General features: G+C 63.7%; 13 protein-coding genes. 3 read left to right on the top strand and 10 right to left on the bottom strand.

The annotated features are described in order from the left end of the window. Positions 1–195: 195 nt before the first annotated feature. Genes C8J98_RS06930 through C8J98_RS06920 form a run of 3 tightly spaced genes read left to right on the top strand, consistent with a single transcriptional unit; the run spans position 196 to position 5805 of the window. Positions 196–2376, top strand: coding sequence for a TonB-dependent receptor (locus tag C8J98_RS06930; protein ID WP_107912303.1), 2181 nt, complete (start codon positions 196–198; stop codon positions 2374–2376). A gap of 28 nt (positions 2377–2404) precedes the next feature. Then, positions 2405–4651 carry a GH92 family glycosyl hydrolase gene (locus tag C8J98_RS06925; protein ID WP_107912302.1) on the top strand — a complete coding sequence of 749 codons (2247 nt, stop codon included), beginning with the start codon at positions 2405–2407 and terminating at the stop codon, positions 4649–4651. 17 nt (positions 4652–4668) lie between these two features. Beyond that, the gene (locus tag C8J98_RS06920; protein WP_107912300.1) at positions 4669–5805 is read left to right on the top strand and encodes a phosphatidylinositol-specific phospholipase C1-like protein; all 1137 of its coding nucleotides are present in this window, start codon (positions 4669–4671) and stop codon (positions 5803–5805) included. Positions 5806–5813: 8 nt separating this feature from the next. Here the strand turns inward: C8J98_RS06920 and C8J98_RS22560 are convergent, their stop codons facing one another. From C8J98_RS22560 to C8J98_RS06870, 10 genes are all read right to left on the bottom strand, one after another. Further along, positions 5814–6935: a TOBE-like domain-containing protein gene (locus C8J98_RS22560; RefSeq protein WP_107912298.1), complete on the bottom strand. Its 1122-nt coding sequence runs from the start codon at positions 6933–6935 to the stop codon at positions 5814–5816. Further along, a complete protein-coding gene (gene cysW / locus C8J98_RS06910) occupies positions 6932–7744 on the bottom strand; it encodes a sulfate ABC transporter permease subunit CysW (RefSeq protein ID WP_304598379.1) in 813 nt (270 codons plus the stop codon). Before cysW ends, C8J98_RS22560 begins: the two co-directional genes overlap by 4 nt. Before the next feature lie 32 nt (positions 7745–7776). Then, complete coding sequence (gene cysT / locus C8J98_RS06905; protein ID WP_233260162.1) at positions 7777–8607, bottom strand: sulfate ABC transporter permease subunit CysT; 831 nt, start codon at positions 8605–8607, stop codon at positions 7777–7779. Next, on the bottom strand, positions 8604–9599 hold the full coding sequence (locus tag C8J98_RS06900; protein WP_107912650.1) for a sulfate ABC transporter substrate-binding protein: 996 nt from the start codon (positions 9597–9599) through the stop codon (positions 8604–8606). The genes cysT and C8J98_RS06900 overlap by 4 nt, the downstream gene beginning before the upstream one ends. Positions 9600–9897: 298 nt before the next feature. Next, positions 9898–12750, bottom strand: a complete 2853-nt coding sequence (locus tag C8J98_RS06895) for a TIM-barrel domain-containing protein (protein ID WP_107912293.1) — start codon at positions 12748–12750, stop codon at positions 9898–9900. 2 nt (positions 12751–12752) lie between these two features. Then, on the bottom strand, positions 12753–15266 hold the full coding sequence (locus tag C8J98_RS06890) for a glycoside hydrolase family 3 C-terminal domain-containing protein (protein ID WP_107912292.1): 2514 nt from the start codon (positions 15264–15266) through the stop codon (positions 12753–12755). An 11-nt stretch (positions 15267–15277) separates the two neighbouring features. Then, on the bottom strand, positions 15278–16765 hold the full coding sequence (locus tag C8J98_RS06885; protein ID WP_233260161.1) for a DUF5597 domain-containing protein: 1488 nt from the start codon (positions 16763–16765) through the stop codon (positions 15278–15280). A 107-nt stretch (positions 16766–16872) separates the two neighbouring features. Further along, a complete protein-coding gene (locus C8J98_RS06880; protein WP_233260146.1) occupies positions 16873–18822 on the bottom strand; it encodes a sialate O-acetylesterase in 1950 nt (649 codons plus the stop codon). After that, positions 18809–20980, bottom strand: a complete 2172-nt coding sequence (locus C8J98_RS06875) for a cellulase (protein ID WP_233260145.1) — start codon at positions 20978–20980, stop codon at positions 18809–18811. Before C8J98_RS06875 ends, C8J98_RS06880 begins: the two co-directional genes overlap by 14 nt. Positions 20981–21084: 104 nt before the next feature. Next, positions 21085–23883, bottom strand: coding sequence for a TonB-dependent receptor (locus C8J98_RS06870; RefSeq protein WP_107912286.1), 2799 nt, complete (start codon positions 23881–23883; stop codon positions 21085–21087). Positions 23884–24055 lie beyond the last annotated feature (172 nt).

Here is a 24055-nt window from a genome sequence, read left to right as displayed (position 1 = left end):
GTGCTGCAGCGCGATACCTGCACGAAACGTGTCGCGTGCCACGTAAGCGTCAAAGCTCTGTCATATGCAAACAGTAGCGTTAACTACTGTTTTCCACCACCCCTCCCCAACATTCCGTATCCCATTCCTTCGGGCTCGACAGAGCTGACCGTCGCGGGTAACCGCGCGGCCGATTCAGGCAGGAGTTTCAACGCAATGCATCACGCTGTACGTTTTGGATTTGGTCTGGCTGCTCTCGCAGCCGCTATCAGCGCCGCCGCCGAAACCACGGACGCGGATATCACGAAACACACGACGAACCTGCAGGGCGTCGCGGTTTCCGCCGGCATTGACGACCCTAACCTCGCACCGCCCGGCAGCGCGGCGGCACTCGCGCCGACGCAAGGCAATCTGTTCGAGATCGAGCCGCAGTCGGTCCTGAGCCGGAACTTCATCCAGACGATCGCGACACCCAAGGCGGATTACCTTGCGTTGCTGGAGCTCACGCCCTCGGCGGTGAATGCATCCCCCAACGGAGCGGGCTTCTCCAGCAAGAGCGGCACCATCCGCGGCTTCCAGGATGGCGAGTACGACGTGACCTTCGACGGCATCCCGTTCGGCGATCCGGGCGCCTTCGGCCATGCGACGACGGCGTTTTTCCCGGGCCCCTCGCTGGACAAGGTGGTGGTCGACCGCGGCCCGGGCACGGCGAGCAACCTCGGCAATGCGACCTTCGGTGGCACGGTGGCGCTGTACTCGGCACCCACGACCGACAAGCCGTCCGGTGAGGTGTCCGCCATGTATGGCAGCGGTGCGACCTGGCAGGTCGCCGGCGACGGCAATACGGGCGTGCTCAACAAGATCGGCACCGAGGCGTCGGTCAATTACAGCCATATCGAATCCAATGGCCTGATCGATGATGCGGGCTTCAAGCAGGACAATATCCTGTTCAAGGTGAAGCAGCCGCTGGGCGACAACACGACGCTGACTCTGGTGGCCGACTACAACAAGGTGAAATGGAACACCTTTACCGCTCAACCGAAGAAGCGGACGGACATCCTCGGGCTGGACTTCGGCGGCCTTAACCAGGATCCCGCCTCGCAGGGCTTCGCCAACTACAACATCGATGACCGCCATGCGGACTTCGAATACCTTCAGCTGCATGGCGACTACGGCAGCTGGCGCATCGACAACAAGTTCTATACCTACGGCCTGCGTGACAGCGGTCCGGGTGGCGTGGACCTGCTCGGCAACACGCCGAACATCGCATTGCTGCCCAACGGTGGCGTCCCCGGTGCGATCAACCACAGCCGTTACCGCGCCGCCGGCGATTTCCTCACGGCGGAGAAGGACATCGGCAGCGACTGGCTGGAGAGCACCCTGAAGGCGGGCATCTGGGCCGAGCGCACCTATCAGGTGCAGGACCAGGTCACGGTCGACCTCTCGACGATGACGCCGCAGGTGCTCAAGGGCGAGCCGAACGCCAACATCATCGATACCAACCAGCACACCAATACGACGCAGAGCTACTTCGAGATCGAGTGGCGGCCGCTGGAGAACCTGAGCATCGTGCCGGGTGTGAAGCAGATCGTGTTCGATCGCACGATCGACGGTGTGTCCAACTTCCTGCCGGTCGGCGGTGATGGCCACTTCGCCACCACGCTTGGCTCGGTGGCGGCCAATTACCGGTTCTCGCCGAACCTCGCGGCGTATGCGCAGGTGGCCAAGGGCTTCCAGGCGCCGAAGGTCAACATCATCCAGGGTCCGGCCGGCCATATCGATCCGCAGACGACCACGAACTACCAGGCCGGTGTGGTCTGGAAGACCCCGACCACCGTGGCGGACATCGATGTCTATTACATCGACTTCGGCAACCTGGTGAGCAGCGTCGAGGAGCCGATCGGTCCGGGCGGTTCGCTGATCAGCGTGTTCGCCAACCAGGGTGGCGTGATCTACAAGGGCGTGGAAGGTGAACTGACGCACATCCTGGGCGATTCCGGCTTCAGCTTCACGGCGAACGGCAGTATCAACAGCGCGTACTCCAAGACGACGCACCTGCAGATTTCCAACTCGCCCATGTCCACGGCCGATGTCGGCTTCATCTACGACCAGGGCCCGCTGTACGGCTCGTTCCTGGTCAAGTACGTGGGCACGCGTTTTACCGGCACAGGCGAGACCAGTGGTGCCAAGTACAACCCGAACACCAAGCTGCCGACCTACAACTACACCAACTTCAACATCGGCTATCGCTTCACGCCTGACCTGAGACTGCAACTGTCGACCAATAACCTGTTCGACCACCGCACGGCCATCCAGGGCAACGGCCTGGCCAAGGATCCGACCTTCTACTACCTGGCAGGTCGCAACTACACCGTGCAGGCTACCTACACGTTCTGATCGGCAGGCTTAAAAGGAAAGTCCATCGATGCACAGTCTCAACTCCATCGCACGGCGTACCCTCGCGGTCGCCGTCGCTTCCCTGGCCATGGCGGCACCTGCCGCCATGGCTGCCGATCATGCCACCGACGTCGACCCGTTCATTGGGTCGGACTGGTTCGGTGAGGTCTTCGTCGGCGCCACGATGCCCTTCGGCATGGTGAAGGTCGGTCCTGACGTGCGTGACTACGGCTATCGCAAGGGTTTCCAGAGCACCGGCGACATTCGCGGTTTCTCCCACCTGCACCTGAGCGGTGGTTCGGGCAAGTACGAGAACGCTCGTGTGATTGCGACCACTGGCGATCTCGAACCGGGCGCCTTCCATTCGCCACGCGCGAATGAAATGGCCAGCCCGGGTTACTACGCCGTGGATCTGACGCGCTACCAGGTGAAGGCGGAGCTGACTGCCACGCGGCGTATGGGTATGCATCGGTATACGTTCGCCAAGGACGGCGACGGACATGTAACGCTCGACCTCGACCTGCTCTACAAGGGTACGGGGGAAGAGACCCAGCAGTTCCTGGGCGGCGACCTGCGCGTGGTCTCGCCCACCGAGATCGCCGGCGTGGGGCACTATGCCGGCGGCTGGAACGAAGGTGGCCCGTATGACGTCTACGTGGACATGATCGTCGATACACCAGCGGCATCGACACGCACATGGCTCGACAAGACCGTGAGCGCGTCGTCGACGGTGCACGCCACCAGCGCCATGCCGCTCGGTGCCTCGTTCGATTACCAGGTGAAGGCCGGGCAGGCGATCCAGGCCAAGGTCGGTATTTCCTTCGTGAGCGAGGCACAGGCCCATCGCAATGCGACGGAGGAGGCGCGCGGCTGGAACTTCGACGGCGTGCACCAGACAGCCGTTGCCGCATGGAACAAGGCACTCGGCCGCATCGAGATCGCCGGTGCGGACGACACCCAGCGCCGCACGTTCTATACGGCGCTTTACCACACGATGATGATGCCGTCGGACCATACGGGTGAGAACCCGAAGTGGAAGTCCGCCGAGCCGTATTACGACGACTTCCAGGCGATCTGGGATACGTTCCGCAGCCAGGGCCCGCTTCTCACCCTGATCGCGCCGGACGTGCAGCGCGATATCGTGCGGTCGCTGGTGGATACCTTCCGCCATGCCGGCTACATGCCCGATGCGCGCGTCGGTAACGACAACGGTCGTACCCAGGGTGGCAGCAACGCGAACGTGCTGGTGGCGGATGCGTACGTCAAGGGTCTCACCGGCATCGACTACGCGACGGCATTCAAGGCCATGGTGAAGGACGCCACGGTGGCGCCCGCCGACGCGCGCAAGGAAGGACGTGGCGGTCTGGAAACGTACAACCGTCTCGGCTACGTGGCCCAGCCGACGGAGCGCGCTGGCTCGCGCACCGTGGAATACGCATACAACGACTTCAGCATCGCTGAAGTGGCGTGTGGCCTGGGTCATGACGACGAAGCGAAGCTCTACCGCGCGCACGCCGGCAACTGGGCGAACCTGTGGGACGCGACGAGCGAGCAGGAAGGCGTCACCGGCTTCCTTCGTCCGCGCAATGAAGATGGCACCTGGGCACCGCAGTACCTGGTCCGCCGCGGCACGTGGCCGGACTTCTACTATGAAGCGGACCTTTGGACGTATTCGCTGTACGCCCCGCAGGACGTACGCAAGCTGATCGCGATGTCGGGCGGCAACGAGGCCTTCGTGAAGCGCCTGGATACGGTCTTCGACCACCTGCATTTCGACATCACGAACGAACCGGGCTTCCTGATCCCGGACCTCTATATCTGGGCCGGCCGTCCGGACCTCACCGCCGATCGTGTCACCACGTTCCTGCATCGGGCCTTCGGCGCGGATCGTGGTGGCATCCCGGGTAACGATGACTCCGGCGCCATGTCCAGCTGGTACGCCTTCCAGTCGATGGGTTTCTATCCGAACCCGGGCCAGGACGTGTACCTGATCGGTACGCCGTCGTTCCGCGAGTCGACGATCGATCTTGGCGGTGGCAAGACTTTCCGTGTCCACGCCGAGAACTTCACGCCGGATGGCACGAACCGCTACGTGCAGTCGGCCACGCTCAATGGCCAGCCGCTCGACGCCGCGTGGTTCCGCCACGGCCAGATCGCCGGAGGCGGCACGCTGGATCTGGTAATGGGTCCGACGCCGTCGCGCTGGGGTACGACCTCGCCGCCGCCGTCGTTGTCCGACGCCGACTTCGCCCTTTGCAAACGCCATAGCCGCTGATCTACCCGAGGATATTCATGGCTTCCCTACGTTCCTACCTGCTGCCATTCGCTGCAGCCTCGTCCCTTGTCGCATCGGCGTCGTTGCTTGCCGCCACGAGCGAGATCCATATCAACCAGATCCAGGTCATCGGTACGCACAACAGTTATCACGCGGGTTTCGCGCCCAGCGCCAGGCGCGTGATGCAGAAAGAAGCACCGAAGGAATTCTTCGCGATCGACTATAGCCATCCGTCGCTGACCCGCCAGCTCGACGACGGCGTGCGTCAGGTGGAACTGGACGTGTTCTCGGACGCCAAGGGTGGCCTGTACCTCGATCCCGCGATGGATCACATGATCGCGCTCAATGGCCTTCCGGCTGATCCGCCGACGGCGGCGCCGGGCACCTGGGAGAAGCCGGGTTTCAAGGTGATGCACATCCAGGGCGTGGACCAGCGCAGCACCTGCCAGCCGTTCACCGCGTGCCTGGCCGAACTTCGCGCGTGGTCGAAGGCGCACCCGGGGCACACGCCCCTGTTCGTGCTGGTCGAGACCAAGCAGGAACCGCTGAAGGTGAAGATCCCGACGGTGACACCGGAGCCGTTCACCCCGGCCGTGTTCGATGCGCTGGATGCGGAGATCGCTTCGGTCTTCCCGCGCAACGAGATGGTCGTACCCGATGATGTGCGCGGTGGGCACGCGAGCCTGGATGAAGCCGTGCGCCAGGGTGGCTGGCCCACCGTGAACAAGGCACGTGGCAAGGTGGTCTTCCTGCTCGATCAGCGGAAGATGGAAGGTGTCTACAGCGAAGGCCATCCGTCGCTGCGTGGCCGCCTGATCTTCACCAACGCCACGCCGGGCGCCGAGGACGCTGCCTTCACCGAATGCAACGAGTGCTCGGCCGAAGACATCGATGGGCTGGTGCGTCGTGGCTATATCGTGCGTGCGCGTACCGACGATCCCGCCCAGGGGCAGGGCCTGAAGAACGACGGTTCGCGTCGTGACGTGGTCCTGGCAAGCGGTGCGCAGCTGATCAGCACGGACTACCCGGCGGGCGAGCCGTCGGAGCACGGTTACTCGGTGGGATTCCCCGGTGGCGTGACGGTTCGTTGCAACCCGATTCTGACGAAGAAAGGGCAGTGCAAGGACGCTGCGCTGGATGCTGCCGTGAAGTGATGTAGCGGTTATGACGTGGAATTCGGACCACGCATGATCCAGCGCTCGCCGAGAACGGGCGCGCCGGCGGGGCCGTCACCGAGCGGGAAGGTGACCAGCCTCGTCGGCGCGACGCGCAAGACGGCCCCGGGCGTGAGCGCCCCTCGACCCAGATCCTCACTGGCCACGTCGACTTCAAGGGTCTGATCGATGTCCGCCACGTAGATGTCCAGATGCGCGATGCTTCCCGCGAGATAGACGTGCCGCAGTCGCGCCTCCCAAGCCGGCTGACCTTCTGGTACCGACAGGGACAGATGCTCCGGCCTGACGTAACCCACGGCGGAGTGAAACAGCCCGCCCGACGCGCCTGCCGGAAGCGACCAACTTCCCGCGCCCCACGTGTTCGCTCGCCGCTCCAGCGCAATGCGGTTCGTCCGGCCGATGAATTCACAGACGAAGGGCGTCTCCGGATCCTTGTAGACCTCGTGTGGTCGACCCACCTGCTCGATGCGACCCTTGTTCATGACCACGATGCGATCGGCAAGCTCGAGCGCTTCCTCCTGGTCGTGGGTCACGAACACGGTGGTCAGGCCGAGCTCCTCGTGCAGCTCACGCAGCCAACGGCGCAGGGCGGTGCGTACCTGTGCATCGAGTGCACCGAAGGGCTCGTCGAGCAGCAAGACGTCAGGCTCGACGGCCAATGCACGTGCGAGGGCGACGCGCTGGCGCTGGCCACCGGAGAGCTGGCTCGGATAGCGGTTGCCCAGTTCCGCCAGCTGCACGCGCTTCAACAACTCGTCGACGCGCACGCGGATCTGGTCACGTGAAGGGCGGCGACGCCTGGGCCGCACACGCAGACCGAAGGCCACGTTCTCGCGCACGGTCAGGTGACCGAACAACGCATAGTGCTGGAACACGAGGCCCACATTGCGTTCCCTTGCACTGGCGGCCAGGAAGTCCTGCCCGTTCTGGGTGACGCTCCCTTCATCGGGATAGTCGAGCCCGGCGAGGATACGCAACAAGGTCGTCTTGCCCGACCCGGAGGGCCCGACGAGCGCGACGAATTCTCCCGGGGCAATGTCGAGACTCACGTCGTCGAGCGCGGCGATGTCGGGAAAGTGGCGGCTCAGCCGTTTGAGAGCGAGTGTCATCGATGATTCTCAGCGGCTTGATAACGCCATTCCAGGGCGGATTTCAGCGCCAGGGTAAGAAGGGCCAACAGGGCAAGCAACGAAGCGATGGCGAAGGCGCCGACGTAGTTGTACTCGTTGTAGCGCATCTCCACTTCCAGCGGCATGGTGGTTGTGAGCCCGCGAATGTGTCCGGAAACGACGGACACCGCACCGAACTCGCCCATGGCGCGTGCGTTACAGAGCAATACACCGTAGAGCAGGGCCCAACGGATATTGGGAAGCGTCACCCGGAAAAACGTCTGCAGGCCGCTTGCGCCGAGCACGCGTGCGACTTCTTCCTCTTCGCTTCCCTGGGCCTGCATCAGAGGTATCAGTTCGCGCGCGACGAAGGGCAGCGTGATGAAGATCGTGGCGAGAACGAGGCCGGGAACGGCGAAGATAATCTTCACTCCATGCGTCGCCAACCAGGGCCCGAACCAGCCCTGCGCGCCGAACATAAGGACGTACAGCAGGCCAGAGACCACCGGTGATACCGACAGCGGCAAGTCGATGAGCGCACCGAGCAATGCCTTCCCCCGGAATTGGAACCGGGTCATGGCCCATGCGGCGGCGAGCCCGAATACCACGTTGAGCGGCACGGTGATGACCGCCACCAGCAAGGTCAGCCGGATGGCAGCCATCGCCTCGGGCTGGTCGATGCTCTCAACGAAAGCGTGGGCTCCCTGGCGGAACGCCTCGACAAACACGGAAGCCAGCGGCACCACGAGGAAGAGACAGAGAAAGAGTATGGAGGCCACGATGATCGACGCCCGGCCAAGACGTCGCATGGCACTTGCCGGCCGCCCGGGGCGTCCCGCCGTCATGCGGACTGCTCCGCCCATCGCCGGGTCCAACGCTGCAGCGCGGAAACCAGGACGAGGAGAACAAGCGAAAACGTCAGCATGACCACGCCCAGGGCCGCCGCCGTGGCGTAGTCGAATTCATCGAGGCGTTGGACGATGAGCAGGGGTGCGATTTCCGAGCGCAGGGGGATATTGCCGGCAATGAAGATCACCGAGCCGTACTCGCCCACGGCCCGGGCCAGCGCCAGGGCAAAGCCGGTCAGCAGGGTCGGCACCAGCGTGGGCAGAACCACCCTGAGGAAGGTCTGCAGACCGGTCGCCCCGAGGGTCTCGGCGGCGTCTTCCACTTCCCGTTCCAGCGACTGCAACACCGGTTGGAGCGTGCGCACGACAAAGGGGAAACCGACGAATACCATCGCGAGAAGCACGCCAAGCGGCGTGTAAGCGACCTGGATGCCCAGCGGGACCAGCCAGCGACCGAACCAGCCGTTAGGCGCATAGATGGCTGTCAGCGCAATGCCGGCCACGGCGGTGGGCAGCGCGAATGGCAGGTCGATAAGAGCGTCCAGTATTCGCCGGCCGGGGAAGCGATAGCGGACGAGCGCCCATGTCACCATCAGGCCGACCACGACATTGAGGCCGGCGGCCAACAGCGCACCACCGAAACTCAACTTGAGCGCCGCCAGCGTGCGGGGCGATGCGAGCAACTTCAGGATGCCGGCCAAACCGACATCCGATGCCTTCCATGCCAGGGCCGCGAGCGGCAGCAGCACAATGAGGCCAAGGTAGGTGACTGCAAACCCGAGGCTCAATCCGAAGCCGGGCAGGACCCTTCGGCGCATGGTCAGTTGCCCGGGCCGATCTGGTCGAAGATGGCGCCATCGGCAAAGAACTTCGCCTGGGCCTTGCGCCAGTCGCCGAACACCTCAGCCAGGGTGAAGGTCTTCACCTGCGGGAACTGCGCGGCGTACTTCGCGGCCACCTCGGGCGAGCGTGGGCGGTAGAAGTTGCGTGCTTCGATGTCCTGGGCCTGGGGCGAGTACAGGAATTTGAGGTAGGCATCCGCGACCTCGCGTGTGCCGCGTTCGGCCGCGTTCTTGTCGACGACAGCCACCGGTGGCTCGGCAAGGATCGTGATGGACGGGATGACGATGTCGAACTGTTCGCCACCGGCTTCCTTCTTCGCCAGCAGCGCCTCGTTTTCCCAGGCGACAAGCACGTCACCGATGCCGCGCTGGGTAAACGTTGTCGTGGCACCCCGTGCTCCCGTATCGAGCACCGGCACGTGCTGGAAGAGTGTCTTGACGAAGGCCCTGGCTTTGTCGTCGTTGCCACCGGGTAGCTTGAGCGCGTAGCCCCAGGCGGCAAGGAAGTTCCAGCGGGCGCCGCCGGATGTCTTGGGATTGGGGGTGACGACCTGGACCCCGTTCTTGACCAGGTCACCCCAGTCGCGAATGTTCTTCGGGTTGCCCTTGCGGACGAGGAAGACGATGGTCGACGTATAGGGCGAGGCATTTTCCGGCAAGCGTGTTTGCCAGTCCTTGCCCAGCAGGCCACGGTCGGCCACGGCGTCGATGTCATAGGCGAGGGCGAGCGTCACGACATCGGCGGGTAATCCGTCGACGACCGCACGCGCCTGCTTGCCGGAGCCGCCATGGGACATCTGGATGGTGACGGTGTCGCCGTGCTTTGCCTTCCACTCAGTCACGAAGGCCGTGTTCACCGCTTTATAGAGCTCGCGCGTGGGATCGTAGGACACGTTGAGCAGCGTGATGTCCCTGGCCACGGCCGGCAACGTCATGACAGTAGCTGCGAGAGCCAAAAGGGTGGGACGAAGCATCATCGTCAGGCTCCTTGGGTAGCCAGATAGCCGGGCAGGGGGATGCACCGATGAAGCTGGTAGGCATGTCGTCACCGCGTGAAATGGCGGGCCTGACGAATCGACCGCCGCTTAGGACCGGGCAACGCCCCTGTAGGAGCCGATTCATCGGCGAAAGCCAACGGAGCGGTTTAGCGGGAGAGTCCATCGCCGGCATAGCCGGCTCCCACATGGGCCATCGCCGGCATGGCCGGCTCCTACACGAGCAAAAAAAAGCCGGCCCGAAGGCCGGCTCGCCAAGAAGTGACTCAGGGAAGGGTTAAAGCTGGATCGTCACCGCCTGTCCCGTGTAGTCCACTTCCTTGTCGGCCCTTGCTTCGAAATCCACGCCGGGCCGCGCCTTCTCCGCAAGCTGACGCACGCGGAACCGACGCTTCTCCACCATGCCGGGGAAGCTGCCCTGGCGTTCGCCCAGGTGGAGCGTATGCGTCGCATCGTCGTACGTCATGGGAATGCGGCTGGAGGCGCCTTTCTCGTAGCCGTAATTGGTTCCTTCATCCTCGTAGAGCGAGAAGCTGCCGTCGTGGCCGGGGTAGATATAAACCGTGATCGGCGCATCGGGCTTCTGCCCGGTGTACTGGATCGCCGGGCCAACCGGAACAATGGCGCCGGCGCGAACGAACAGCGGCATGCGGTTGAGTGGTGCGTCGGCGTCGATGGTCGTGCCACCGGCATGGCGCTTGCCTGTCTGGAAGTCGTACCAGTCCGAGCCGGCAGGCAGATAGACCGTGCGGCTGCGCGCACCGTATTCGTGCACCGGGGCGACCAGGAAGGCCGGACCGAACATGAACTCGTCGTCGATGGTGCGCACCCTGGTGTCGTTCGGGAAGTCCATCACCAGGCCACGCATGATGGTGCCGTCGTTCTGCCAGGTATCGCCGGCGAGGGTGTAGATGTACGGCATCAGGCGATAACGGAGGCGGTCATACCACGCGAGGGACTCGTAGACGTCCGAACCCTTCGGCGCGAGATTGAAAATCTCGCGATACGGGAACTGGCCGTGCGAGCGGAACAGGGGAGTGAACGTGCCGAACTGGAACCAGCGAAGATTGAGCTCGCGCCATTCTTTCAGGTCGGCCGCACCGGGCTTCTCGTAGCGCGGTTCCAGCGCGAAGCCACCGATATCGGTCGTCCAGTTCGGAATGCCCGCGAGCGAGAAGTTCACGCCCGCCGATATCTGGTCGTGCAGGTTGCTCCAGCGCGATGCGACGTCGCCACTCCATGTGGCGGCAGCATTGCGCTGCTGACCGGCGAACGACGAACGCGTGAGGATGAAGACGCGCCGATCCGGCGCACTGGCACGCTGGCCCTCATAGACGCCTGTCGTATGCATCAGCGGGAAGGAGTTGAAGAACGCGGCACCCGGGCCTTGAGCCGTCGGGCCCATGCGTAGCTTGCGCTCGGCGATATCGAGGTTCGAATGAATGTCGGGCTCGGAGGCGTCGAGCCACCACCCATCGATGCCGAGCACGCCGAGGTTCTCCTGGATCTGCCGCCAGTAGATGTCTCGCGCTTCCTTCGCGTACGGGTCGTAGATGGAGTTGAGGTAGCCCTTGCCGATCCAGTCGCGCTCGCCCTTTTCGACGTTGCGGCGGTAGATGTAACCCTTGGCGTCCAGTTCCTTGTAGTTCTTCGTTTCCGGATAGAACTTCGGCCATACGGAAATCATCAGCTGCACGTGCATGTCGTGCAGTTGTTTCATCATGCCCTTCGGATCGGGAAAGCGCGTGGCGTCGAACTCGTGCGAGCCCCACGCGTTCTCGGGCCAGTAGCTCCAGTCCTCGACGACGTTGTCCAGCGGCAGGCCACGCTTTCGGTACTGGGTCGCGGTGTCGACGATTTCCTTCTGCGTCTTGTAGCGCTCGCGGCTCTGCCAGAAACCGTAGGCCCAGCGCGGCAGCACCGGTGCCTTGCCAGTAACGGTGCGGTAGCCGGAAACGACGTCGTCGAGATTCGAGCCGGAAACGAAGTAGTAATCGACCGCGTGACCCACCTCCGAATACAGGGAGAGATCGCGCTGCTCCGCGGCAGGCTGTGGGTCGAGATGGTAGAGCGCGATATAGCCTTCGTTTGGTTTCCACTCGATCTTGATCGTGTGCTTCGTGCCGGCGTCCATCGGCAAGCGGATGTTGTGATACCAGGGGTTCCAGTTCTGGCGCCAGTCGTCGTAGACCACCTTGCCGTCGATGGTGACCTTCGCATAGCTGGACGAGTACAACCGGAACTTCTGCTCACCCGAGGACGAGGTTTCGATCGAACCTTCCCAGACCACCCGATCGGTTTTCTTTGCCGTCGGCTCGGCCGGCCAGGTCGTCAGGTCCTTGATGTAGGCGTAGTTGACCTCGTGCTCGACGCGCGTCGCCTTGAGTGTTTTACCGGCGTAGTAACGGGCGGTCAGGCCACCTTCCTTGCCATCGGCGTCGTAGAACTTCAGCGTCTGGCCGGCCAGCGGGTACTCGCGCGGATCACCGAAACGCGTGATCGAGTTGTTGTCCCATAGCAATCCGTAATTGCGCGTGGAGACGACGAACGGCACGCCGACGTCCATATTGTGCTGGGCGAGTTCGACATCCTCGCCTTTGTAGTTCATCTGGCGGTTCTGGTGTTGACCCAGGCCGTAGAACGCTTCGTCGTCGGGTGATTCGAAACGCTGGCGAACCGCGACGAACGGTTTGCCTTCGACAGTCGTCGCCGTAAAGCTGCGGCCGCCGCTGCGTTCGGCAAGGATCGCTTTTCCCTGTGCATCGGTAAAGCGGACAGTGCCATCGTTGGTGGAGACATGGGCTTCGAGGGCCGGTGTCTTCAGGACGACCTCGGCACCGGACTCATCGAGCGAGAACGATCCATCGCCGCCCGTCCTGACCGCCATCAGGCTAGCGGGCAGGTTGAAGTTGCCGTCCGGCGCGACCGTGACATGCACGATCTTCGGCGATACGAGTTGCAGGCGTACCTTCTGTGTCGAGTGATCGACAGCAACGACGGCACCGTCCGCGATGCGCGTCACGTGGCTGGCCGGCGGCGTGGCCTGGGCCGATGGCGACGACGCGCAACTGGCGAGCAGTGCAGCGGCGAGCGGTGTAAGGAGCAGGGTAACGAGGCTGGTTGGCTTCATGATCAGTTTCCGAGCGTAAGGTCAGCCGCGAGCGGCGTATGGTCAGAGGCGTCGCCGACATAGACCTTGAAGCGGCCGGTGTCGATCTGCCAGTCGTGGCGTTTTACGTCGTAGTAAGCGAAGGCGCGGCGGTCGAGGGTGAGCGAGACATGTCGCGTCTGGCCGGGAGCCAGTCGTACTTTCTCGAACCCCTTGAGCTCCTTCGCCGGACGGGCGACCTTCGCCGACGGATCGCCGACGTAGACCTGCACCACGTCCGCGCCATCGCGTGAACCGGTGTTGGTGACATCGACATCGACCGTGATGCTGTCGCCCGCATGGGCCTGCGTCGCGGACAGCGTCAGGTTGGCGAAACGGAAGCTCGTATAGGTCAGGCCGTAGCCGAAGGCATAAAGCGGCTGCGCCTTGCCTGGATTGCTCGTATACCAGCGATAACCGAGGAACACGCTTTCACCGTACTTGACGGTGGGGTTGGTGCCAGCAGGATGGGCGGGCGCGTCATAGAAGTCGTGGACCGGGTTATCGGCGAAGCGATGTTCGAAACTGATGGGTAGCTTGCCTTCGGGCGCGCGATCGCCGAAAAGGACTTCCGCGATAGCCTGCCCGCCTTCCTGGCCGGGGTACCAGTTCTGCAACAGCACGGGGACCTTGGCGAGCCAGCGGTCCGTGGCATACGCGCCACCGGACGTGACGGTAACGACCGTTCTGGGATTGGCCTTGGCCACCGCTTCGATCAGGGCTTCCTGGCCCCACGGCAGATCGAAGGTGCGATCGTAAGCTTCGCTTTCCGAGGTGGGATCGAAACCGACAGCCACGACGGCGGCGTCGGCCGATGCGGCAATCTTGCGTGCATCGGCGGAGATCAGCTCGTCGAGCGACACCACGCCCAGGCCCATGCGGCTATAGCTGACGTCCGGCTTGTAATCGAGGCGAATGTCGACGGCCTTGCCTGCCTGAAGCTCGACCGTCGCGTACAGCGGCGCCTGGCCCTCACGCTCCGGCTGCGTCGTGACAGGCTTGCCGTCGATAAACAGGGTGTACGTGTCCTTGCTCGCGGCGGCGGACAGGAACAGAAAGCGGCCGGACGTCTTCGGTACGAAACGGCCGCTCCAACGGATGCTGGTCCGGTCGACGGCGGGCGTGGTCCACAGTTCCGGCTTCCACTGGTCGATCTTGCCGTCCACATCGCTGGCCGTGGGCTTGCCGTCGAAGTTGGCGTTGGCGAAGGTCTCGCGTTTCAATCCGGGCGTGCCGTTCGTGGTGACGAAGGCTTCCTGCTTGAAGACCTGCTCGGGGGAGGGCAGGCCCCGGGCGTAGAGCACGCGAACCTTGCCGCCCAGGCGATCGGTCAGGCCGGTCAGGATGCTCTGCGTACGAAAGGTGTCGATATGCGAGCTGCCGCCCGCGCTGGCGCTGCCCGGATGGGCGGCCGGTCCGATGACGGCGATCGTGTGGATGGTGTTTGCGTCGAGCGGAAGGACCTTGTCGTTCTTGAGAAGAACGAGTGCTTCGCGCGCGGAGTCCAGCGCGGCTTTGTTGTTCTGTGGGTCGAACAGGGGCAGCGTGCTGTCTTTCTGGTCCCGGTCGAGGAAGCCGAAGCGCGCGGCGGTGCGCAGGATGCGGCGGACTTTGTCGTCCAGGGCGGCTTCGGTCAGGCGGCCGTCACGCAGCGCCGGAAGTATCGTCTCCGGTTTCATCGCCGTGGCGGCCGGCATCTCCAGATCGAGCCCGGCCTGGAACGCCTTGATGCCGTCGTGGGTTGCCTCCCAGTCGGAAATCAGCATGCCGCGGAAACCCCATTCGCCCTTGAGGATGTCGTGGCTGATGGGTTTGTTTTCGGAGAGATAATTGCCGTTGACGAGGTTGTAGCTGGTCATCACCGCGCCGACGTGGCCTTCCTTGACGGCCATCTCGAACGCGGGAAGGTAGAGTTCGCGCAGGGTGCGCTCGTCGATGACGGTGTCGAGGTGGCGGCGGTCGTACTCGGAGTTGTTCGCCGCGAAATGCTTCACGGTGGCGACGACGCCTTCGCCCTGTACACCTTTGATCAGCCCGACGGCGATCCTGCCAGCCAGCAGTGGATCTTCGCCGTAGTACTCCATGTTGCGGCCGTTCTGCGGCGCCCGATAGAGGTTCACGCCAGGGCCGAGCAGGAAGTTCACACCGCGGGCGCGCGCATCGCGGCCCATGGCCGTGCCGACGCGCTGGGCCAGTTCAGGATCGAAGCTCGCGGCAAGGCCGATTCCCGCGGCATAAGCCGTCGATGGGCCGGGCGCGCGAACGCCGAACGGGCCGTCGGACATGGTGAGCTTCGCCAGGCCGATCTCGGGAACCGGACGGACATAGAAATTCTCCACGCCGCCGAGCAGGGATACCTTCTGTTCGAGAGTCAGTTTGCCGAGCATGGCGTCGACACGCCGATCCACCGCTGTGTCGTCGACGGAGGCGATCTGTGCGACCGCCGAACCCGCGGCGAGTCCCGTCAGTAACGCGACGGTAAGTGCTTTCTTCAGCATCGTGCCTTCCTTCAGAACGTAGCGAGCTTGACGTGCAGCACCTGCGGCACGTCGGTGAAGTTGAGGCCGTAGTCGGTCTGGTCGCCGTTCCACAGGCGATCAAACACCCAGCGGCCGTTCTCGTAATGGCCTTCCTCGACGCGCGCAAGCATGAAGTTGCGCCGCGCGTCGGCTTTGCCGTTGCCGAAGTTCACGCGGGCCTGGCGGCCGGTGACGAGGTACTCGTCCTTGCCGATCTGGCCGATCAGCACGCCGCCGACGGGTTCGGCATTGCCGGGCGCCGGATCGACACCGAACTGCGGCTGGCCGTAGCCGATGTGTGCTGACCAGGCGCCCAGGTCGATATCCTGGGTGTGCCGGTCGACCGGTTCGGCCACGCCCCAGACCTTGCCCTGCCAGGACAGCTCGGCGAGTACGCCGGCCAGGGGTTCGATCAGCTTGTAGTTGTCGGCGAAGGCGTCGATCGTCTCGCTGTCGACCTTGCGGGCGCCGAGCGGGTAGTTCGAGTAGCCGGTGAAGTCCATGCCGAATGGCGAGAAGCCGATGGCCCGCTCGCCCAGCGCGGCGAACACATAGCGCGCATACGGCTTCGCATTGCCGGTTTCGGCGACGAACAGGGCATTATCCGGACGGGCGTAGCGATCGAGCACGGCGGTATAGCGTTCGTAGTCCGGCATGTAGATATCCGGAGCCAGCAGGTCGAGCGAGGGTGCCGCCGTCTTCCACACATCGAGCACGTTGTCGGTGGGACCGCCGCTGGAGTAGCCACCCGGCGGCCCGGGTTTGAACGGATCGCGCAGGGCCGCGTTGGCGTACATGGGAAGTTCGTACACCGCCTTGCCTGCATGGGCGACCTGCTCGATGTAGTGGGCGACCGACCAGGCGTGGAAGAACTCTGCCGCATCGGCACCGTAAACCTGCTGCCAGGTGCCGGGCTTCTTTCCGTCGCGCTTCAGCAGGGCATCGGGCACCGCGCCTGCGAAGAGCTTGTCGGCCGTCGGTGAGTGGTCGCGGTCGGTACCGTAGGTACCCGATTCGTTCTCCACCTGCATCATGATGACGGTGTGGCGGTCGCCGTCGATATCGCGCAGGTGCTTCATCAACTCGACGAAGGCCGTGCGGTCGGCGTCCAGCGTGGCGGGAGCATGGGGTGATAGCGATCCCAGGGTCTTGCCATCGCGATTGATCACGCGCGGGAAACGGCTGTTATCGAGCTTCACCCAGGCGGGTGCGTAGTTCGGACCGTTGTTCTTCCACGTGGCGAACCACAGCAACACGAGGCGAACGTTGTGCTCGCGTGCCTGGTTAACCAGGGTGTCGAGGAAGCTGAAGTCGTAACGGCCTTCGGTCGGCTCGATCTGCTCCCATGCGATGGGAACCTGCACGGTATTGGCATGCAGTTGCTCGATCGCAGGCCAGACTTTGCCCATCATCGCGGGCCATGCGCTTGAGTTGTTCACCTGTGCACCGAGGACGAGGAACGGTTTGCCGTCGACCATCAGCGCATGGCGTCCTTGTTCGCTCACCACGCGCGGCGTGTCGCTGGCCCAGCTGGTGGCGCAGGTCGCCAGTGAAATCAGCAGCGCGCTGGTCAGTGTGCTTCGTTTCATGGGGTACTCCGTTGGATCGCGCCTTCCGTACGGAATGGCGAGGCGGGCAGGCCTTGCTCATTCGTCACGTTGGCGTGTTCGGGGTTGTCGCTCCAGCCGTAACGTACGGCGACCGGATGGCCGACCTCGGCATTGGAAACGACGATGCTGCTGCCTTCGATGCGTGCCGTGGCAGGGTGGAAGTGCTGGTCGTCACCCGCGACCTCGAAACCTTCGGGAAGGCCACCGCCGCGGACGGCGAGCTGCCCGCCATACAGGTCGAAACCCACGATGGCGTTCGCGCCGTCGATCTTCAGATTGCGATAGCGCGGACCCGACCACGTAGCGGTGTCGCCGAACGCTGCATGGCGCATGGCGAGCGCAAGTCGATGCCCGACATCCTGCTTGTTCGTCGGGTGGATGTCTTTCGGATTGCCGATGTCGATGATGACGGCCTCAGCGGTCGCCGGTAGCGCCAGGTTCGCCGATTGCGATTCGCGCAGTTCGGCCCACGGGCTCTCATCGGCGGTGTCGATGCCGGAAATCCAGTTGGCCAGCTGCACCCAGACGAAGGGCAGGGCGGGTTGCTTCCACTCGCCTCGCCACTGGCGGATCAGGCCCGCGAACTGTTCACGGTAAGCGAGCGCCTCACGTGGATTGGCGTTCGCTTCACCCTGGTACCAGAGCACGCCGCGCAGCGGGTAGCCGACGATCGGGTGGATCATCTTGTTGTAGAGCAGCGTTGCGAGCTCGTTTCGTCCTGTGGTGGCGGTTACCGTGACGGCATCCGGGTGGAACAGCCACGGTCCTTTCAGCGGGTGCTTTTCACCGTCGTATGTCTGGATGTAAAGCAGGTTTGCATCGCCGTAGATGCCACCGTTGTTTGCGAGGTCCTCGACCTTGACGGCAATCGTGTTCGTCCCCGCATGGAGATTCCCGGGTGCGACGCGATAGGCACGTATATCGTTCCATCGGGCCTGCGTTGCGCCGACCTGCGTTCCATTGACGAAGCTGGTGTCGGAATCGTCGATCGTGCCGAGACCGAGCGTGATGCCTTTGGCCGCCTGCCGTGCCGACAGCGTGAACGTGGTGCGATACCACGCCGTGCCGTCCATGCCGTAATAGCCCTGGTCTTCCCAGTAGCCGGGGACGTTAATTGGCACCCAGTCTTTCGTGTCCAGATCGGGCAAAGCCCACGTCGTTCCGCCAGGCGGTGTGGTCTGGTCCCAGCGAGCGAGGTGTTGGCGCGTTTCGTCCGTCTTGACCTGTTCGTCGGCGTCCATCTGCTTCATGTGCGCGGCGACATCCTCGGCGCGAACCCCCGCGCTAGACGCGTTCATCCACGCTTCGATGCGGCTTCCGCCCCAGGTGCTGTTGATCAGGCCTTGCGCCACGCCGCTCTTCGCCTTCATCTCGCGTGCGAAGAACCAGCATGCGGCGGAAAACCTGCCGACGGTCGCGGGTGACGCGGCAGCCCACTCGCCGCCGGCAAGATGCTCGTCGGGCGTGGCCGCCCATGAATTGGGGATCTTGAAGTGGCGGATGGCGGGGTCGGTGCCGTTGGCGATTTCACGGGTTGCATCGCGTGTCTGCAACACCATGAATTCCATGTTCGACTGACCGGAGCAGAGCCAGACGTCGCCGACGAGAACGTCGCTTATATCGCGGTGCTCCTTGCCGTTGTCGACGGTGAGGACGTACGGGCCGCCGGCCTTGTGCGCGGGGAGGGCGATGTCGAAGTGACCGTCGGACCCTGCGTTCGCCCTGGCCGATTTTCCGTCGAAGGTGGCACGCACGGTCGATCCGGGCGTCGACCAGCCCAGGACATGCATGGGCTGGTCGCGTTGAAGAACGGCACCGTTGGTGTAGACCAGTGGGAGGTCGAGCTGCGCATGGGCGACCATGGGCAGGCAGAACAGCAGGCACGCCCCGGCAAGCGGCGCGAGCCTTCGATTAGTTGCGTTCATCGCCATAGAAGATTCCCCGGCCTCCCGTGGCGAAGTACACGCGTCCGAAGAGGCGCGGATCGCCGGTGACGTGGCCAATGCGTCCAAACTGGTGTGCGTCGTCATTGAGTCTTACCCAGCTCGCACCGTTGTCGGTCGAGCGATAGAGACCGCGTTTTCCTTCGCGCTTACCGGCGACGAACAACGTGGGCGTGGTGCTTCCAGATGCCGGCTTGCCGAAACCCAGCGAGTCGGCGACATCGATATGCGGAGCACGGCCGATCAGTCGGCCGTCACTGTTCCCGTGAATGAGTCCATGAGCCGGGCTGGCGAACCACAGGTCACCGGCTCTGCCCGGTGCAGCGAATGCCTCGCCGGCTTCGCCCACCACTGCGGCGGCGAGGCTGCCGGTAAGGGCCGTAAACCGACGGCCCCCATCGCGGCTGATGTAGAGCTGGCTGTCCGTCGCCGACCATGCGTAGAGGCGTTTCGGATCGACGCGGTCGGCAAAAACGCGTGAGCTTGCCGGTACACCGGCGACCCGCGTCCAGTGCACCCCGTGGTCGACGGTCAACCACGCGGCGTTCGCCTGTTTGGGGATCCATAGAACGGAGGCACCGTCGGCGGCGACGGCGATGCTTCCTGCGCCGTCGCCGTCCGCGGGTTCGCTGGCGAAGGCTTGCCACGACTGACCGCCATCCGTGGAGTAAGCCGCACGCACCGCCGTGGGCGTTCCGCGGATGCGTCCTGCGCGAACGACGATGTCTTGTGCCTGGCCCGCGACATCGATGCTTTCGGAGTTCATGTAGCGCGGCGGACCGGCGAGCTGCAGCGGCGCACGGGTCAAGTCGTCATGACGAAACCCGTCAAGGTCGCCTACGGCGCTGATGAGTGGCGGACCTTTGGCGGGACTCACCAGTCCGAGCGGTACGGTTTCCTCGAGACCTTCGTCCTGGAACCACCATGACACCCGCGCCCCACTGTCAAAGGCCTGCAGGTTTCGCGAGGCCCAGATACCGTAGCCGGTGACGAACATCGCGTGATCACTGTCGAACGGGTCGATGACGACCGTGGTCATCCAATGCGGCACGTGATCGCGGGTCCAGGTAGCGGTGTCGTGTTCGAAGTCGGAGCGGGCGAACACCTCCGTCCAGTGCTTGCCGGCATCGGTGCTTCGAAACAACAGGTCGTTGGCCGGCTTGTAGTGGGCATGCGTGCTCGCCAGCAAACGGGCAGGGTTCTTCATGTCGACAGCGATATCTCCCCAGCCGAAACCGCTGGGCTTGTCATCGCGCGGAATCGGCGTCACATCCGTCCAGGCGTGATTCGACGGCTGGTAATGCCATATCGCGCCGTCGTTCATGCTGTCCGGACCGGGTTCATCCCCATAGGTCAGGTACCAGCCGCCGCGACCGTCGGCACGCATATGGGTCGGGCGCAGGCCGGTCGGCTGTCCTGGGACGGGTTTCCATGCCTTTCCGCCGTCGCGGGATTCGAACACGGAGGTTTCGCGTGTCGACACACCGGCATAGATGGTCGCCGTGTCGTAGACGGTAAAAACGATGCCGATGGATTGCCGGCGCCAGCTATTCGCCGCCGTGGACGACAGGGCCGTGGCGACGGCGGGAAAGCTGTCGACGTGCGCCCAGGTGGCGCCGCGGTCGTCGCTGCGCCACAGACCGGCTCCGCGGGAGCCGAACATGAGCTGGTGGCCATCGGCGGGATTCACGGACAAGCGTTCGCCGTTGCCTCGCCCCAGTTCGTTACCACCGAGCTTGAAAGGCAGATCGGTGCGCTGGAACGTCGCCCCGCGATCGTCGGAACGGAGGATCGCGCCGTTGCCGACCTTCTCCGTCGTGTAAGTGCCGGCGGCCAGGTAGAGCCGCTCGGGGTCGGAGGGATCGAGTGCGAGGCTGTCGATGCCTGCCAGGTTGAAATCGTCCGCATCGATCCAGTCGGTGAGCGGTATCCAGCGTTTGGCTGTCGCGTCCCATCGGTATGCGCCGCCGACATCGGTGCGCGCATAGCACAGGCCCTGCACATGCGGGTGGCAGGAAAGGCCGCTGACGTAGCCACCGCCACCGATACGCACGCTGTTCCATGTGTAGGGAATGGCGTCGCGCGCGGCGGTTGCGGCGAGCAGGCCGCCCGACAGAAGTCCGGCCCCGATTGTCAGCAACGCGCTCCCCCATGACCGCCTGTATCGGTAGCTGCCCATCCTTCTCCCCGAAAGCTATAGCATGCCGACAGCCCGCTCAGAGCGGGCTGTCGGGTCTTGCATGGTCAGAATGTGAACTGTGCCTTCAGACTGAACAGACGATCGTTGATCTGCACATCGCGCGGACGCGTATCCAGACCGAAGATGGTCGCTCGCTTCGTGTTGGTCAGGTTCACTGCGGCACCGGTGAGCGAGAACGCATCGGTGACATGGTAGGTAACCGATGCATCCACCTGGCCGAACGACTTGTCGTAGATAGGCAGGTTGCCCGTGCCGTTGCCGGCTGTCGTTTCCACCCACTGGCTACGCCAGTTGTACGCGATACGCGTGGAAATCGGGCCTTTCTCGTACATCAGGATGAGGTTGTAGCTGTTCTTAGACAGGCCTTCCAGGGGAACCTGCAAGGGACGGCCGGAGGTATCGGTCGCGCTCGGGCTCGGAGCCTTGCTGTACACATAGGTGTAGTTCGCCTGCACACCCAGGCCGTTGAAGGGATCGGGCAGGAAATCGAAGAAGGTCTGGTAACCGGCCTCGGCGCCCTTGATCACGCCGTTATCGCCGTTCACCGGGCGCGTGACCTGGTAGACCTGTCCGTTATAGGTTTCGTTGAAGACGCCGTTGGCAATGAAACCATCGACGCTCTTATAGAACAGCGCGCCATACAGCATGCTGGTGGGGTTGTAATACCACTCCAGCGACGTGTCGTACTGCTTGGCCTTCATCGGCTGGAGGTTGGGATTGCCCGCGGAGCCGGTGAGGGCGTTGGCACCGCTCGCATCCGGCGTGGACAGCGAAAGCGTCGGGTTGAGCTGGTCGAAGTTCGGACGGGTCAGCGCCTTCGATGCCGCGAAGCGCCACTGCAGCGTGTCGGTCAGGTGGATATTGAGGTTCAGGCTGGGCAGGTACGAGTTGTACGTGCTGCTGACGTCGAGCGGCGAGTACGTGCCGCTACCGTCGGGATTGGACATGAAGCCCGAGGTCCCCACCTTGGTACGAACGCCGCGCATGCCGATGTTGCCGTCGACCGGAATGTCCCACATGCGCCAGCCGAAGCGAAGCACGCCGTAGCCCGCGTAAGTCTTCTCGGTCTGGTGGTTGGCCAGGAACGCGTTGTAGGTCAGTGGATCGGTGATGCCGAGTGCCGTGAGCGAGCCCGGATAGTCCGATAGCAGGGCTGGGTTCGGCGCGATGGTTTCACCGAAGGTATTCGCTTTGCCACGGAAGAAATCGTCATACGAATTGATGATCCAGTCCGACGACGGAAGCGACGAAAGGTCCCTGCCGAGGTAGCTGAAGCGGTAGCCGGTCGTTTCCGTGTCGGCCTTGCGGTCCGTGGTGCGTACGCCGAACTTCACGGACTGGAAGAAGTCGCTGTCGAGGGTGTACTCGGCATCGGCGCGCCACGCGAACTCGCGGCCCTTGCTCTTGTCCCGATCGTCCAGCGCGAAGCCCATCTGCTGGGTCGAGGGGTCGGTGAGCGAGCCCTGTGGGACGGTAAGGATCGGAACGCCGCCGGAGATGTCCTGGAACATCGACGGTGCCGTGGTGTGCGCGTTGAGGATGTAACGAAGCTGGTCCGTGGTGGCCTTGATGTACTGGAAGTCCGTGCTCAGCGTGAGCGAGTTCGTCGCATTCCACGAACCGCCCCAGGATATGTCGGTGGTCTTGGAGTGACGGGTCGCCAGGCTGGAGTTGGAGTCGACCGGGATGCCGGGGGTATACGCGCCGCTCGCGGCGTCGGTCGTACCGCTGAACGTGCCGCTCTGGAAGTCGCCGTTGGGACCGAACTGGAAGGGTGCGCCGGGCTGGGGAACCATGCCGTTCGCGCTGCTGTATCCGAAAACCGAATAGTCCTTCCACTGGAACTTATAGTCCGAGCGCAGCCCTTGCAGGTACACCTCGGAGTCGCCGTTCGGGCGCCACTGCAATGCCAGCGCGGTGCCCAGGCGCTTGCGGTCGCCATTGGTTTCGCCAACGCCGCCACCGTGTGGCACGTTGAGGGTCTTGCCTTCGTAGCCCGGATAGATCGTGTCCGGGCCGCCGGTGCCTTCATTGACCTGGTAGAACGGTTCGGTCGAAACGACATCCTGGCGGAACGCATGCTTCTGGTAGGCGACGTCGAGCAGCACGCCGAATTCGCCGATATCGGTATTCCAGCGGTTGCTGAAGAGGCCGGAGGCGGACGGATTGCCCTTGCTGGCCAGGTCGGCGTAGTCATATTCGCCGGTGACGGCGATCTTGCGGCCGTCGAAATCGAAGGGCTTGTGCGTGCGCAGGTTCACCGTGCCGCCCAGACCCCCCTCGATAATTTCCGCCGAGGGGTTCTTGTAGACGTCGATGCCGGCGAGCAGTTCCGACGGTACGTCCTCGAAACTCAGTGCGCGACCGCCATTGGCGGTGAACGCGTCACGGCCGTTGACCTCGGTGCGTACCTGGGTCAGGCCGCGAATGGCGATGCTGCTGCCTTCGCCGTAGTTGCGGTCGATCTGGATGCCCGAAATACGCTGGAGCGCCTCGGCGACATTACTGTCAGGCAGCTTGCCGATGTCTTCGGCCACGATCGAATCGACGATCTGGTCCGCGTTCTGCTTGATCTGTGCCGCCGACTCGAGACTGGCGCGCACGCCGGTCACGGTGATCCCGCCCAACTCGGTGGCGGTAGGATCGACCTGCTTGTTCGCCTCGGCCTTCTTTTGCCCCTCGGTCTTCTTCGGCTCCGTAGCCGGCTTGGCGGGCGAAGCATCCTGTGCGTGCACGGGCGCATGCATCAAGGCGATGGCAATAGCGATACCCGCGGACAAGCGGGCGATGGTCAGGCGCTGGTCGGCGCGCTGACCCCTGGTCTGTACGGACCGGTGATTCATTCTTTTGACTCTCCCCGAAATGTGTTCTTCGTTCCGGGAGGCTGTGCTCGCCGGATGTTTGCCACAGTGACCCACCCGCGCGCCTTATTTGCGCGCGGCGAAACCCTTTACCTGAAAGCGGTGGGCTCCCCAACGGACATCCAGTACCCAACCGGTGTCCTCACTGAGCTCC

This window comes from Luteibacter sp. OK325 (genome assembly GCF_003050935.1).
Taxonomy (GTDB): Bacteria; Pseudomonadota; Gammaproteobacteria; order Xanthomonadales; family Rhodanobacteraceae; genus Luteibacter.
This window is presented reverse-complemented; position numbering and strand designations above follow the sequence as displayed.